The organism is Dehalococcoidia bacterium (genome assembly GCA_025060295.1).
Classification (GTDB): domain Bacteria; phylum Chloroflexota; class Dehalococcoidia; order Lucifugimonadales; family HRBIN23; genus HRBIN23.
In genome coordinates, this window is the sequence record JANXCH010000001.1 from 85565 (window position 1) to 100031 (window position 14467).

Genomic DNA, 14467 nt, shown 5'->3' on the forward strand with positions numbered 1-14467 from the left:
ATGGCTGGGGGAGAATTTCCCCTTGCGCATAGGTCTTCGCTGCGTATCTGGATGCCAATGCGTTGCCCGCCACGCAAGGGCGTGCGGCAAGAGGAGTAGATGCTCTATGGTTTCTGAAATCCTCCACGACGGGCAACAGTACCCCCTTATTCCCTCCCCACGCTATCCGCGCCGCATTTATCCCCTCGATGAAAGAGATCTTACTCCTGAACAGCTAGCCGTCGTTTTTGCTATGACTTCGCGGCGCCCCGAGGCCTTTGACGAGATCGCCCGGCAAGTGAGCGAGACCAAAGCCAGCGAGTTCCACGAGAAGTGGGTGCTGGGATATGGTCATGCCTCAGTAGCCGAGCATGCCGTTTTGCATTTCGCTGTAGAGAACATCTCCCGTTTGGCTTGCGATGCGTTAGAGGACAATCGTTTGGCGTCCTATACCGAGAAGTCGTCCCGCTTCCAGGTCATGCCTTCGGATGCCTTTTTTATTCCGCCCGAGTTGGACACGCACCCCGCCTTGCGGCGGGCCTATGTGGAGGCGTGCCAGGCTTTGTTCGGGGCCTACGAGCGCATGCTCCCTGCCTGTGTGGACTATCTGAAGAGCGTCCGCCCCCCAAAGCCTCAGGAGAAGGAGACTGCCTATGCCCTTCGCTTGCGGCGGGAGGCCATCGATGCCTGCCGGTTCGTTTTGCCCGCTGCCACCCTTACCAATGTCGGCGTTACGATGAATGCCCGCACCCTGGAACACGCTATAACAAAACTCTTATCGTCCGACCTTCAGGAGGAGCGGGACATCGGTCAGACCCTAAAAGAGCAGGGGCGCCGCATCACGCCCACTCTGGTGAAGTATGCCGAGGCCTCCAAGTATCTGCAGGGTCTGCGCCAGGTAGGTGCCGAATGGCCTGCGGGCGTGGGGACGGTGGAAACCTCTAGCACGGTGCGCCTGGTGTGGGCCGATCCTAACGGCGAGGAGCGCATCTTAGCGGCGTTCCTTTACCCCGCCCTGGGCCAATCCTATCACCAGGTGGCTGAAACGGTGCGACGCCTCTCGGCCGAGGAGCGTCAGGCTCTTTTCGCCCGCGTGCTGGGCACTTTGGGCGACTTTGACAGCCCACCCCGCGCTTTGGAGATGGCCTCGGTAACCCTGGAGGTGGTTCTGGACTATGGAGCGTATCGGGAGTTCAAACGCCACCGCATGCAGACCTACATCGCTCAGCCCCTGCGCGCGGATTTGGGGTATGTGGTCCCCGAACTCCTGTGGCAGGCGGGGTTAGAGGGGGTGTATCATCAGGCCTTGCACACCGCGGAACGGGTGTGGCGGGAGGTGGTCCAGTGGAACCCCCGTGTGGCGGAATACCTGGTTACCCACGCCCACCGGCGACGGGTTCTGGCCCATATGAACCTGCGGGAGGCGTGGCATATCCTGCGCCTGCGCACCGGCCCCCAGGCCCACTTCTCCCTGCGAGAGGTGATGGAGCAGGCATTAGCCCTCCTCCACCAGCAGTATCCGAGCATTTTCCGCTGGTTCCGTCGGCGCACACGGTGAGAGGGGTGCCTGTGCCTTCTTGAGAGGCTACAATCGGCGCACACTGGGCAGGGCAACCGCAGCTGCTAACCCCAGAAGCAACAGGCACCCGCCCATGCTCACCACAGCCCACGGTGCGGTAATGTAGGTCGCCAACACACCGGCCAACAGGCTCCCCAAAGGCACCAGCCCCTGGTCAAGACTGTAGATACTCATCACCCGCCCCCGATAGTGGTCGGATACCACCATTTGGATCAGAGTGTTGTTGCTGGCCATAAAGGTCATTTGCCCCGCGCCTACAGTAATCAACAGCGCAATGGACAGGGGGAGCCAGCGGGAGAAGCCGAACAGCACCAACCCTGCCCCCATCATCGCCAGGCCAAGGAAGGCCACTAACCCCTTACGACGCACATTCCCCATCGTCGCCAGCATCAGGGAGCCTAACAGCGCTCCCCCCCCGAGGGAACTTAACAGTAGTCCTAAGCCCTCTGGCCCCATCCCCAGCACATCCTTGGCGAAGATCGGCATCAGGCTGTTCACGGGCATAGCCAATAGGAAGGGGAGCAGGCCGATCACGATAAGGGAAAGAAGCTGCTTATCCCGTTGCACATACCGCACGCCTTCCAAGAAGGAGCGATGGATGGGCTGGGTGCGCCCCTCTCCGCCGGGAGGCAAGGGGGTACGGATGCTAGCCATGCTCACTGCCGACCAGACATAACATCCCGCTTGGATGAAGAAGTTGCCGGCCATCCCCACCAGGGCGATGAGGGCGCCCCCCACGGCCGGCCCCAAGATACGGGTGAAGTTGAAGGCCGCCGAACTGAGGGCGATAGCGTTCATCAGGTCAACGCGGGGAACGGTGCTCGGCACGGCGGCCTGACGGAGGGTCTGGTAGAAAGAGGTGCCACACCCCATCAAAAAGGCAAAGGTATATACATGCCACACCTGCACCCACCCCCGCGCCACATCCAACGCGAATAGGAACGCTCCCACTGCCAAGATGGCCTCCACACCGATGAGCAAAGGCCGGCGGTTCCAGCGGTCGGCCAACACCCCGGCCAAAGGGGCCATGAACCACACCGGCAGGGTACGCATGCCGTTGATAAGCCCCAACTGAATGGCCGAGCCAGTAAGGGTGTAGACCAGCCACCCCAGGGTCACTTGTTGGATCCATAAGGCTGCCCCAGCCGAGAGGGTGCCCATCCACAGGAACCGAAAGTCCCGATGGCGCAGGGAAAGGAAGGTGCGGGCGAGGCCTGCGGTGCGTGCACCTTCAGGGTGGGTCGACGAGGGTGCGGAGTCAACCGCTTTGTCTGTCGCTTTATCCATAATGCTAACGCCCTCTATTGTAATCCTGTCCTAGTGGGTGCACCAGAGGATGAGCTTGCGCTGGGTGTGCTGGTCATCCTCTGTTCACACATCGGCAAACATCACATCAAAGCGACAGGGTCTATGTCCACGCTCCATCCCAGGGGGATGGGGACATCCCGCAGGATGGGCACAGGGTCAGGGGCACGGACGAGAATGTGCCAGCGGTAGTGCCCCTTCTCCCTCGGGGGATAGGCGGGTGCAGGCCCCACAATGTCCACCTGGCTCAGGCCCTGCGACGCTTTGGCCTCCCGCAGCACAGTAGCCAAACGGTAAGCCTCTCTTTGAGCCCGCTGGGGATTAGTGTGGCGGAAGCGGAGAAGGGCTAGGCGGCGGAAAGGAGGATCCAGCCACCGTTGCCGTCGGGCTATCTCCTGTGTATAGAACGCCAAAAAGTCTTGCCGTGTGGCTGCCGCCAGGGCGTAGTGGTCGGGGCGGTATGTCTGAATGATGACCCGTCCCGGCTCCTCTTCCCGCCCGGCTCTGCCAGCGACTTGGCAGAGCACCTGGAAAACCCGCTCCCCTGCAAAGGGATCGGGGAGGGTTAGGCCGACATCGGCCAAGATAACTCCCACCAGCGCCACCCGGGGCAGATGCAGCCCTTTGGCCACCATCTGGGTTCCCACCAAAATGGGGGACTCCCCCCTTTCCATACGTGCCAAAATGTCCCAATGTTCTTGAAAACGGTGGGCCACATCCCGGTCCCAGCGTAAGGGGCGGACGCCAAAGCGGGCTTCCACTTCGCTGGCAACCCTCTGAACGCCTATGCCCAAGTGGCGCACACGGGTGCTCCCACAGGCGGGGCACTGCTCTATCACCCTGCGACGCCGTCCGCAATGGTGACACACCAGCGCGGGGGTCGGCTGATGGTGCAAGGTAAAAGGGAAGTCGCAGGACGGGCAACGCACGGTTTCCCCACACTCCCGACACTGGACCACGGGCACCGCCCCCCGCCGGTTCAAGAATAGGATGGCCTGTAAGCCTTTGGCCAGGGTCTCTTCCAGGGCCGTCTGCAGCGCGCGGCTAAAGATGCTTTTATTCCCGGCCTTGAGTTCCTCCCGCATATCCACCACCTCCACCCTGGGGAGGGGGCCGGGGCGGGCTTCGCCCCCTGCTCCTGTGCGGATACGATAGGGCAGGGTGAGGAACCCCCAGTCACCCCGTTGCGCCTGATAGGTGGATGTAACGCTGGGGGTAGCACTTCCCATTAGCACCACTGCTCCAGTCAGGCGTGCCAACTGCAGGGCTACTTCCCGTGTGTGGTAACGCGGGGGGAGGTCGTCCTGCTTGTAGGAGGGGTCGTGTTCCTCGTCCAGCACGATGAGGCCTAGGTGGGGCAGAGGGGCGAACACAGCGCTGCGCGCCCCCAGCAGGAGGCGCACCTGCCCCTGACGGGCGCGCCACCAGGTATCAAACCGTTGGCCCAGGGACAGACCGCTGTGAAGCAGTCCCAACCCTTCGGGGAAACGGCTCCCTACCCGCTCCACCAATTGAGGCGTCAACGAGATTTCGGGGACGAGGTAGATGGCTCTTTTGCCCAGGGCGAGGCAGTGCTCCAGGGCACGCAGGTAGACCTCGGTCTTTCCGCTCCCCGTAACCCCGTAGAGGAGAAAAACCCTTCGAGGTGAGCGCCCCTCCAAAGCCTCAGCCACCGCCATATACGCCTGTTGTTGTTCCGCCGTCAGGGAAGGCCGAGGATGCACTGCAAAGGTCAGCCCCGCCAAAGGGTCGCGCACCACAGGGGAGTATTCCACCGAGGCCAGTCCCCGGCGCAGCAAACCGTGCACCGCAGAGGCTCCGAACTCTTTGCGAGCAGATGCCAGGGGAAGGGGGCTGTGAGCACGCAGGTGCTCCAGCAGGGCTTGCTGGCGTGCGGAGAGGGTGTGGGTGGGTGGTTGGGTGGAGGCCAGGTGCAGAAGGGCGATATTTTTGTGCCGAACGCGGGGGCGCTCCATACACCACGCGCTTGCAACCAAACCGTGGGCCAACAGCCAGCGCAGGCCACGCACTCCCGCCCGCCCCAATCGCTCTTGTATCTGGGCCGTGGTGAAAGGGTGAGCGGCCGAAAGGAGGTTCCACACTTTGTGAGCCTCTTCGGGCATCTTTGGTGGAGTCGGAGTCTGCGTGGGGGCGAAGACTCTCCGCACACGCCGCCGATATCCCGGGGGCAGGCAGAGGGCCACCGCATCCATCAGTGGGGAAAGTGTGGTCTCGCTGAGCCACTGGGCCAAAGAGAGATAGGGTGGGGGCAAAAGGGGTTCAGGGTCTACCAGGCCAGCGATGGGCCGTGTGGGGAAGGGGGGAGGGCTGTCCAAGACCTCCATCGCCACACCGAAGGCCAGGCGCGCCCCCAAAGGCACCCACAGGGCGTGGCCCGGCTGGACATCCAAAGTTGCTGGCACAGAATAGGTGAGGCAACGCCCTGGTGCCAAAGGGGCGTCCACAGCCACTGACACAAACCGCACCCGGCACCGGCTCCTTAGGAGGAGGACGAAGGCGCAGGGGAGGGGGCGGGAGAAGTAACTTCAGCAGAAGTGGGGGAACGGCGCGCCCCTTCTTTAATGCGCGCCGCCTTACCCGTGAGGTTGCGAAGGTAGTACAGACGGGCCCGGCGTACGCTCCCCCTGCGCACCACATCTACCCCCGCAATCATGGGAGAGGCAACGGGGAAGGTGCGCTCAATCCCTGTGCCGTAAGCCATGCGGCGAACGGTAAATGTCGCCCCGGGTCCTGTCCCCCGTTTGCGTATCACCACCCCCTCAAAGGCCTGCACCCGCTCCCTGTCCCCTTCCTTGATGCGGAACAGGACACGCACCGTATCCCCGGGGCGAAAATCGGGCAGACTGGGAGCACCCTCCAAACGAACCAAGTGGTGGGCTTCAGGCATGGAACCGGCCTCGCTGTGTACACTCTCTGGGACTATATGCTATCACGCCACCTAAGAATGCGCAACGGGAGAAGAAGGGGACCTTTCGGCTCTAGCCTCCCCCTTGACGACTCACCCAATCCTCCAGGCGCAAGCCACCAATCCCCCCCAGCGGGAGCACCACCAGGGCCGGCTACCACTTCGCCTGTGGAATTCTCGTGTACCCCTTGTGCAAGAACCACTCGGCAGTGGGCCTGGGAATGCTCTCCTGCGAACAGGCCGATGGGCAGGCCAATGGAGCAAACAGACACGGCTCACACCAGCACCATTCCTCTGACCACCTTACCGTGGCCTCGGAACCGGTTACTCCTCCCCACATAGGATTCCCACCAATCCCACGGCCACATTGAACACGACGGCGAAGGTCATGCCGGTGAGTAATGCGCTCCACACCCGCAGCCCCATCCTCTGCTCCAGGGACCCCGAGGCGATGTCCAAAAGTACCAGAGTGGCCGCCCCCAGGGCGAAAGCCCCCACCGACAGCACACCTATGATAACGGGGTAATTAGGGTTGCGTTTTAGGCGGCGGTAGAATTGGCACATAATCCCCAGCGACCTCCTCTGCGGGCTATCGGTGCCAAAGGTAACCCGTTGCGCCCAGGATGTCAAGAGCGGAAAAATCTGAAAAAGCCTATGGGAGTGCGTCCCCCACTTTGTGTGTCACATTGGATTCGTCCCCTTGCGGAGGGGGCATCCCCTACCGAAGGCGATGCTATAATGGCCTGCGGAAGGAGGGGGCATGCCTTACGAGACCATCGTGCTCGACACATGGGGTGATGAGCGCATCGCCCGCATTACCCTAAACCGTCCCGATCGCTTGAACGCCATTAACAGCACGATGCTGGAGGAACTGGCGGATGCAGTAGAGCGGGTCGCCAACGATGACCGGGTGCGGGTGGTAGTGCTCACGGGGGCAGGGCGTGCCTTCTGCTCGGGTGCTGATGTGAGTGGCATGGCTGGTGGGGGAGGCCCTCACGACAGCCCCAGCGCCGAGGAACTCCGCCGGGGTTTCCGCTACCCCCAGCGTATTATGCTGGGGATACACAGGATGGAGAAACCCGTCATCGGGATGATCAACGGTCTGGCAGCGGGGGCGGGCTTTGACCTGGCTTGCGCCTGCGACCTGCGGGTGGGCTGTCCCGATAGTCGTTTCATGGTAGCCTTCGTGCGTATTGGCCTCTTCCCGGGGTATGGGGGCACATGGCTCTACCCCCGCGCTTTGGGGAGCATCCCCAAGGCGGCGGAACTCCTGTTCACCGGCGACTGGTTAGAGGCCGAGGAGGCCTTTCGCTTCGGCCTGCTCAACCGCCTGGTTCCGAAAGAGCGCCTAGAGGAGGAGACCTTGGCTCTGGCTACCCGTATCGCCGAAGGCCCGCCTATTGCAATTCGCCTGGCCAAGATGATGCTCTACCGGGGATTGGAGGTGGACCTGGAGACGGCAATGCTGATGGCCGCTGCCGCCGAGACCATCACCCTCACCTCCGAAGACCACCGCGAGGGTGTGGCCGCTTTCCGTGAGAAGCGGAAGCCGGTCTATAAGGGGCGCTGAGGGGCCTGTGCACAGACCCCAGAGGCATTACTCCTTGGAGTGAGGTCTTCTATGCCCATCTATGAGCCTCTCAGGGTGTTTAGTGGGCGTGCCCATCCCGAACTGGCCAAGGGCATCTGTGCCTATTTAGGCATCCCCCTGGGCCAAGCCACGGTGTTCAAGTTCAGTAACGATAACACCTTTGTCCAATACCTCGAGAACATCCGCGGGCGGGACGTGTTCCTCGTCCAACCTTTCGCCTACCCCGTGAACGATACGATTATGGAACTGCTTATCATGATCGACGCCGCCAAACGGGCGTCGGCGGGGCGCATCACCGCTGTCATCCCCTACTATGCCTATGGCCGCACCGATAAAAAAGACCAGCCCCGTGTCCCCATTACCGCACGCCTGATAGCCGACTTGGTTAGCACTGCAGGTGCTCACCGAGTGCTTACCATAGACCTCCACTCGGAGCAGATTCAGGGCTTTTTCAACATCCCGGTGGACGAGTTATCCGCCCGCCCTCTGCTGACGCGTTACATCGCCGACAAGGGTCTCACCAATATGGTGGTCGTCGCGGTGGACATTGGTATCAGCAAGGCGGCCCGCAATATGGCTCAGCGGTTAGGAGTCCCCCTGGCCATTATTGAGAAGCGACGGTTAGGTAACCTAGAGCGCACCGAGTCCCTGAACATCATCGGGGATGTGCGGGGGAAGATAGCCGTTACCCTGGATGATGAGATAGACACGGCAGGGTCGCTGCTGGCTGCCACAGAGGCTTTGCGTCGTGCCGGGGCGGTGGAGATTTACGCCTGCGCCACCCACGGGGTGTTTTCGGGACCGGCTTTGGAGCGCATCGCCGCCAGCCCTATCAAAGAGGTGGTCATTACCGATACCCTGCCCCTTCCGCCCGACAAGCGTAACCCGAAGATCACCGTGCTTTCGGTGGCGCCCTTGCTTGGTGAGGCTATACGCCGTATTCACGAGGGGCTCTCGGTGGGGGCTATGTTCGCCGAGTAACAAGGTGCCTCAAATGGTAGCCAGGGGGTATGCATGCAGGGGCCGACACTGGTGTAGCGCTGTCCTGGACGATGGCGTCACCCCCGCCCCTTTTCACGACCGAAAAGCCCGCCCACCGTCAGAAGCGGGCATCGCCTGCCTGGGAGCGGCGCCTGTGCGAAAGCCCGTGGCCCCTAGCCGCCCCCTGGCCTGGGGTTTTCCGCCAGTCAGAGCACAGGTGCGCTGGGCGCAATGCCTTGTGCCTGCAGGAGGGCGTTCCAGGCGTCCACCGTTGCGGGATGTAGGAGGTTGCCCTGCTCTACCAGGCGGACAATCTGCCGACGCAAATAGACTCGCATGGCCGTGTCCAGGTTGTGGCGGGCCAGACTGGCCACCTCGTCTAGGAAGGGGACGGCCTGGGCATATTTGCCCTCATCCAGTTTGTCGGCGAGGAAAACCACCTTGCCTAGAGGCGTCAAGAGGGGGTGGGCTGTGGTGTGCCAACGCACGGCGTCCAGCACCTCTGGGTGGGTGATACCCATCCCTTGCAAGCGCAGAGCCGCTACAGGGCCGTGCAGGAGAAGGGGGACGGCCTCCTCTACGGGATGCACTGTTAGCCCCTGCTGGCGCGCCTCCTGCAGCAACAGGTGGGGAGGTTCAGCACGGCATAAGTCGTGGGCGAGGGCAGCCAGGGAGGCCGTGTCCTCGTCCAGGCCGTGGTGGCGGGCCAGCTCCCGAGCCAGGGCTTGCGTGCGCCAGAGATGAGCCTGCAGACCGTCGGGGAGACGGCGCAGCGCTTCTTCCAGAAGGGGTGGGATGGCGCGCACGGTTAGCCCAAAGGCCCCAGGCGTTTGCCCCCCAAAAGGTGCAGGTGTAGGTGGGAAATCTCCTGCCCGGAGTTGGGCCCCTGGTTCACAATCAGACGGTAACCCGTCGCCCCCAGGCCCTCCCGTTTGGCCATCTCCTCAGCCACTGTGAAGAGGTGGCCCACCATCGGCTCTAAGCTTTCCGTGAGGTAGGTGAGGTAGGTGAAGTGGCGGGTGGGGATAATCAGGAGGTGCACCGGTGCCCTAGGGCGAATATCACGAATGACAAAGGCCTGACCGTCGTCATAGAGGATGGTGCTGGGAACCTGGCGGCGATAGATCTTGCAGAAGATGCAATCTTGGGGCATACGCCTTTGCCTCCTGGGCACTGGTGGGGATTATTGTAGCATAGACGGGGAGGAGCAGATGCCCCATGGCGGACTGGGCTGGCGACCCGGAGGGGATTCGAACCCCCGATCTCCGCCGTGACAGGGCGGTATGTTAGGCCGCTACACCACCGGGCCGGTCATGTCCTATCTTATGGGAGAGCAGGCCAGGTGTCAACAAGCTACACGGGCACACTCGGGGCGGAGCGTCGGGACAGGGTCTCCCAGATTCCCAGGCGCGCCCCCGCAAACAGGAGCACCGCCGCATACCCCTTCCAAGGGCCCCAGCGTTGGGCCAGTGCCTGTGCCCCCTCTGCGTCTAGGGGGGCGCCCCCCGTATACAGGCGTGCCAACAGGCGCTGAAGGGCTAAGTCGCCCGCGGGGAACACCCCCGGGTGCCCCAAGCCCCGCAGAAACACCCACTCCACTGTCCATTGGCCCACACCCCTCAGGCGGAGAAGGCGCTCCCGCATCTGCTGGGGATGCCCCAAGCCCATATCCTCCAGGGGCAGAAGGCCTTCAACCGCCTGGCGCGCGCACTCTAGGATGTACTCCACTTTGCGCTCGCTGAGGCCCACGCTGCGCAAGCCCCCTCTTCTGGCTTTCAGGATGCGCTCTGGGCTGGGGAAGGCTCTTCTCACCTGCCCGTTCCATTCCAGGCTCTCCCCGAACTGCTCCACCAGGCGGGTGCGAATGTGGCGCGCCACCCCAGCAGACACCTGTTGGCCACAGATGGCAAACACCAGGCTCTCAAAGAGGCTGGGCATGCGCGGGGGATGGAGGCCATACAGAAGGCCCAGGGCAGGCCCCAGCACGGGGTCGCTCCGGATGTGGGCATAGAAGGGCTTGAGGTCGGCGGAAGTGTTAAGAATCCATTCGGCCCGCTCCATAGCCCAGGCGGTATCCTGGGGGGAAAGGGTCGGCCCCACGACCTGGATGCCCAGGGAGGGGTGGTCGGGGTCTTCGGGGTGGGACAGGGTGGTGATGCGCACCAGGAGGGGGCGTGTGTGGCGCACCAGCAGGCGGGAGAAGACCCCGTTCTGGAAGGTATCGGCCCCCACCTGGCCCTGGAAGGCGGTTTGGTAGCCGGCGGTGAGGGCCAGGCTGAAGGGTGGGGTGGGGGAGATACACCCCTCCCAGTGCTCCACAGCCCTTACCCCTCCAGGAAGTCCCGGAGTTTCTTGCTGCGGGTAGGGTGGCGGAGTTTGCGCAACGCTTTGGCCTCAATCTGGCGGATGCGCTCACGGGTAACATTGAAGGCCCGTCCCACCTCCTCCAGGGTGCGGGCGCGGCCGTCTATCAGTCCGAAGCGCATCTCCAATACTCGGCGCTCCCGTTCGGTGAGGGTGCGTAAGGCCTGCTGGACGGCCTCGCGCATGAGTTGCTGAGCGGCAGCCTCCAACGGTTGGGGGATGGTGCGGTCTTCAATAAAGTCCCCCAGGTGCGAGTCCTCCTCCTCGCCGATAGGCATCTCCAGGGAGACGGGTTCCTGGGCGATGCGGAAGATGTCTTGCACCCGCTCCTGAGTAATATCCATCCGCTTGGCCAGGTCTTCTGCGGTTGGCTCCCGCCCCATCTCCTGAACGAGGCGGCGCTGTTCCCGTGTCATCTTGTTGATGGTCTCCACCATGTGCACGGGGATACGGATGGTACGGGCCTGGTCGGCAATGGCGCGGGTGATGGCCTGGCGAATCCACCAAGTGGCGTAGGTGGAGAACTTATAGCCTTTGCGATAGTCGAACTTCTCCACGGCGCGGATGAGGCCGATATTCCCCTCCTGCACCAGGTCTAAAAGGCTCATCCCCCGCCCGATGTATTTCTTGGCGACGCTGACCACAAGGCGCAGGTTGGCCTCTGTGAGGTGCTTTTTTGCCCTCTCCCCCTCAGCCACGATACGCCCCAGGTGGGCATCCAGCAGAGCCTCCAAAGGCTCCAATGCCTGACGCACCTGGTCCTGGTCCTCTACCCAATGGCGCAAATCCTCCAGAGTGCGCTCTTCGCCCACCGCTTCCACCACAGCTGGGTGCAACAGCCGGCTGTTGAGGGAGAGACGGATGATGGCCTGCTCCACATCCGCCTGGGAGACCTGGAGGATGTCCAAGGCGTAGCGGGCCACGTCGTCAGCCACGGCACGCGCCTGTTCCAGTTGACGGCGGCGGGCCTCCTGGGGCGGAGGAGGCTCTGCGGGGGGAGCGTCGGGTGCAGCTTGGGGCGGGGGCGCAGCGTTGGCCGCCTGGACACGCCAGGTGTCCAGCACCTTGCGCACTTTAGGGTGGCGGGCGAGGGCCTCGGGCACTGGGGGCATGGGCAGGTCAAGCACCCCCACCCACACGGGCACCACCTCTGGCCTGGCAGTGGCGATAAGGCTCATGACTTCAGCCAGAAGAACGGGGAAGGTTTGGGCCTTGTCCTGCTCCGGGTTCTTCCGAAAAGCCTGACGGATGCGTGCCTGGGCTTTGCGGGCGTCGGGGCCCAGGTCAATCTGGAGGGCCTGGGTCAGGGCTTTGACCACGGCTGTGGGCATAGTATGATCCAGCACATCCCTCAGGGTCGGATCAGCCACGATGCGCCCCACAGTGATGGGTGAAGGGAGGCCCAAGTGCTGGCCTAACGATGCTACCAGGGGTTGAGCCAGCGACAGGCGGCGGAGCATCTCCCGCACCACCTGCCATGCCGCAGGTGGACGCCCGTCGGGAGTGGTAAGGGTCTCTCGCAAAGACAGGATGTGGTTCTGGCTCTCCATGCGCTGGGCCAGTTCCTGCTCATCCTTAGCTGTGAGGAGGGATACCCGCCCAATCTCGCGCAAATACATGCGGACCGGGTCTTCCAGGGCCTCGGTGTCCTCAATCTCCTCTTCCACCTCCAGGCGGGCCTCCTCCTCCAGTTCCTCCTCGGTGGGGCCCTCCTCCCACAAGTCGCGTGGAGGGGTTTGGGGAACTTCGGGTTCCACACCCTCATCGGTTTGCGGGGTGGTCCCCCCCTGCGTCAAGGGGATGTGAGGAAGGGGAGCGACCTCTCCAAATAGCGGTTCCGAGGTGACGGAAACTCCCTGCTCCTCCAGAGCATCCTCCCCCTCGTCAAGGGGAGGGGGAATGGGAACAGGTTCGGGGTGGCGACGCTTCTTGCTGGGCATATCGGGCCTTCTCTACCTCTCTTTCCCCTGCTGTGCCGTCGTATGGAACACCTGACGCAGACGGCGGTTCACCTCCAAGGCGTCGTACTGAGCGGGCACAGGGGCGAGACCCTGGGCTTCGCCCTGCTTCATCTCGCGCAGGTGGCGCTCCTCCAGCCGGCGCACCGCTTCGGCCACTGCCCGTTGGCGTTCCTTCATAGGGGCAGGGGGGAAGTCCTTACGCAACAGGTCATGCACATAGGGATGCAGGGGTTCGGGGAGCACGGTCAGGACATCTTGTATTGTAGCCTTTTCCTGGAGGGCTGTGAAGAGTTCCCGATGTTCAGTGCGGTGGAAATGGTCGGGGGTGAGGCCCGCCGCCGCCACGCGCAGGTCGGGGTACTGGAGCAAAAGGGAAAGGAGGTAAACCTCCACGGGCTCTTCAACAGCTTGGGCAAGGACTCGTCCTTCTCCGGGGACGGGACGGGAGCCGGACAAGCGCCGCCCGCTACCGGCCGCCAGGAGGACATCCCTGCTCACCCCCAAGGTGCGGGCCAGGCGCTCCACAGCCCGCTCCTGTTCAAAGGGGTTGGGCAGAGCAAACACCAGAGGCAGCAAACGCTCGGCCACGGCTTGCTTCCCCTGAGGGGTGGAGATGTCCATGCGCTGGGGCAAGAAACGCATAAGGAAATCCAGGGCATTGTCTGCATCAGCCAAAGCGCGTTTCCAAGCCTCGGGATTATGCAGCACCAGTTCGTCCGGGTCCTGGCCTGGGGGAAGGAGGGCGATGCGAATAGTCTGGTGAGGGGCCTGGTAGAAGGTGAGGCCGCGGGCCGTGCCCAGGGTGGGGCGATCCAAAAGGTGCCAGGCGCCTTCCAGGGTGCGCAGGGTGGCCTCGTGCCCCGCCGTATCCGGGTCTAGGGCCAGCACCACCGTCGGAGCAAGGCCGTGCAACAGCCGTGCCTGCCCTTCGGTGAGGGAGGTGCCCATGCTGGCCACCACATACGTAAACCCCGCCTGGTGCAGGAGGAGCACATCAAAATACCCCTCCACAACAACCACCATCCCCTCTTTGCGGGCAGGCTCCACGGCCAGATGAAGGGCATACAGGGCGTTGCCTTTATCAAAAATGGGGGTGCGGGGGGTATTCAGGTATTTGGGTTCGGAGCCGTCCAGGCTTCGGCCACCAAAGCCGATCAGCCGTCCCTGGCGGTCGGCAATGGGGAAGAGCAAGCGCCCCACAAACAGGTCGCGGGTGTAGCCATCGTCCCGGCGGATAAGCAAACCCGCCTGCTCCAGCAGGTCTTCAGGGTAGCCCTTCTGCACAAGATGGCGTTTGAGGGCATCGCCCGTAGAGGGGGCAACCCCCACTTGGAAGCGTGCGATGGTGTCGGGCTGAACGCCCCGGCGTCGCAGGTAATCGCGCGCCGGCCCCGCCTCCACACTGGAGAGCAAATAGTGGTGATAGAACTGGCAAGCCTCAGCGTTGACCTGATAAAGGGGGGCGTGGGCCGAGGGCGGCAGCCCCCCTCGGGGAGGGATGGGCAACCCTGCCCGCTGGGCCAGCAAACGCAGCGCCTCCCCGAAGGAGATGCGCTCCATACGCATGACGAAGGAGAACACATCCCCCCCCTGAGCACACGCCCCGAAGCACCGCCAGGTCTGCCTGTCGGGGAACACGAAGAAGGAGGGCGTCCGCTCGGCGTGAAAAGGGCACAGGGCCTTATAGTTCTTGCCGGCCCTCTGCAAAGGGATGTAGGAGGAAATAACCTGCACGATGTCCAGGCGCTGGCGCAAATCGTCCAGAAAGGCCATGCCCCTCC

General features: G+C 63.0%; 11 protein-coding genes, 1 tRNA gene and 2 pseudogenes. 3 read left to right on the plus strand and 11 right to left on the minus strand.

All coding sequences use genetic code 11. The features are described from left to right. The first annotated feature begins 106 nt into the window (after positions 1 to 106). Entirely contained in the window at positions 107 to 1537 is a 1431-nt protein-coding gene (locus tag NZ951_00485) for an FAD-dependent thymidylate synthase (protein MCS7206410.1), read from the plus strand. A gap of 27 nt (positions 1538 to 1564) precedes the next feature. On the opposite strand, the gene NZ951_00490 is transcribed toward NZ951_00485, so the two are convergent. From NZ951_00490 to NZ951_00505, 4 genes are all read right to left on the minus strand, one after another. Beyond that, positions 1565 to 2845 carry an MFS transporter gene (locus NZ951_00490; GenBank protein MCS7206411.1) on the minus strand — a complete coding sequence of 427 codons (1281 nt, stop codon included), beginning with the start codon at positions 2843 to 2845 and terminating at the stop codon, positions 1565 to 1567. 101 nt (positions 2846 to 2946) lie between these two features. Then, positions 2947 to 5340 carry a primosomal protein N' gene (gene priA / locus NZ951_00495; GenBank protein MCS7206412.1) on the minus strand — a complete coding sequence of 798 codons (2394 nt, stop codon included), beginning with the start codon at positions 5338 to 5340 and terminating at the stop codon, positions 2947 to 2949. A 23-nt stretch (positions 5341 to 5363) separates the two neighbouring features. Next, entirely contained in the window at positions 5364 to 5771 is a 408-nt protein-coding gene (gene rplS / locus NZ951_00500) for a 50S ribosomal protein L19 (GenBank protein MCS7206413.1), read from the minus strand. Positions 5772 to 6113: 342 nt separating this feature from the next. Next, positions 6114 to 6353, minus strand: a complete 240-nt coding sequence (locus NZ951_00505; protein MCS7206414.1) for a hypothetical protein — start codon at positions 6351 to 6353, stop codon at positions 6114 to 6116. Between the two features lie 196 nt (positions 6354 to 6549). On the opposite strand from NZ951_00505, the gene NZ951_00510 reads away from it, so the two are divergent. Together NZ951_00510 and NZ951_00515 are read left to right on the plus strand one after the other, a co-directional pair. Then, entirely contained in the window at positions 6550 to 7359 is an 810-nt protein-coding gene (locus NZ951_00510; protein ID MCS7206415.1) for an enoyl-CoA hydratase, read from the plus strand. Positions 7360 to 7410: 51 nt separating this feature from the next. Further along, the gene (locus NZ951_00515; GenBank protein MCS7206416.1) at positions 7411 to 8361 is read left to right on the plus strand and encodes a ribose-phosphate pyrophosphokinase; all 951 of its coding nucleotides are present in this window, start codon (positions 7411 to 7413) and stop codon (positions 8359 to 8361) included. A 206-nt stretch (positions 8362 to 8567) separates the two neighbouring features. Here the strand turns inward: NZ951_00515 and yqeK are convergent, their stop codons facing one another. The 7 genes and pseudogenes from yqeK to dnaG form a co-directional block, all read right to left on the minus strand. Then, a complete protein-coding gene (gene yqeK, locus NZ951_00520) occupies positions 8568 to 9167 on the minus strand; it encodes a bis(5'-nucleosyl)-tetraphosphatase (symmetrical) YqeK (protein MCS7206417.1) in 600 nt (199 codons plus the stop codon). A 2-nt stretch (positions 9168 to 9169) separates the two neighbouring features. Continuing rightward, complete coding sequence (locus NZ951_00525; protein ID MCS7206418.1) at positions 9170 to 9514, minus strand: histidine triad nucleotide-binding protein; 345 nt, start codon at positions 9512 to 9514, stop codon at positions 9170 to 9172. A gap of 79 nt (positions 9515 to 9593) precedes the next feature. After that, positions 9594 to 9670, minus strand: a tRNA-Asp gene (locus NZ951_00530). Between the two features lie 44 nt (positions 9671 to 9714). Further along, a complete protein-coding gene (locus NZ951_00535; protein ID MCS7206419.1) occupies positions 9715 to 10680 on the minus strand; it encodes a hypothetical protein in 966 nt (321 codons plus the stop codon). Between the two features lie 5 nt (positions 10681 to 10685). After that, positions 10686 to 11417 (minus strand): annotated as a pseudogene (rpoD, locus tag NZ951_00540) (RNA polymerase sigma factor RpoD). An 852-nt stretch (positions 11418 to 12269) separates the two neighbouring features. Beyond that, positions 12270 to 12362 (minus strand): annotated as a pseudogene (locus tag NZ951_00545) (hypothetical protein). A 315-nt stretch (positions 12363 to 12677) separates the two neighbouring features. Next, positions 12678 to 14459, minus strand: coding sequence for a DNA primase (gene dnaG, locus NZ951_00550; protein ID MCS7206420.1), 1782 nt, complete (start codon positions 14457 to 14459; stop codon positions 12678 to 12680). Positions 14460 to 14467 lie beyond the last annotated feature (8 nt).

Excerpts from the sequence above, each read along its gene's own strand:
- NZ951_00485 (MCS7206410.1), top strand. The coding sequence starts at position 107 with ATGGTTTCTGAAATCCTCCACGACGGGCAACAGTACCCCCTTATTCCC.
- NZ951_00490 (MCS7206411.1), bottom strand. The coding sequence starts at position 2,845 with ATGGATAAAGCGACAGACAAAGCGGTTGACTCCGCACCCTCGTCGACC.
- rplS (MCS7206413.1), bottom strand. The coding sequence starts at position 5,771 with ATGCCTGAAGCCCACCACTTGGTTCGTTTGGAGGGTGCTCCCAGTCTG.
- NZ951_00505 (MCS7206414.1), bottom strand. The coding sequence starts at position 6,353 with ATGTGCCAATTCTACCGCCGCCTAAAACGCAACCCTAATTACCCCGTT.
- NZ951_00510 (MCS7206415.1), top strand. The coding sequence starts at position 6,550 with ATGCCTTACGAGACCATCGTGCTCGACACATGGGGTGATGAGCGCATC.
- NZ951_00515 (MCS7206416.1), top strand. The coding sequence starts at position 7,411 with ATGCCCATCTATGAGCCTCTCAGGGTGTTTAGTGGGCGTGCCCATCCC.
- NZ951_00525 (MCS7206418.1), bottom strand. The coding sequence starts at position 9,514 with ATGCCCCAAGATTGCATCTTCTGCAAGATCTATCGCCGCCAGGTTCCC.
- dnaG (MCS7206420.1), bottom strand. The coding sequence starts at position 14,459 with ATGGCCTTTCTGGACGATTTGCGCCAGCGCCTGGACATCGTGCAGGTT.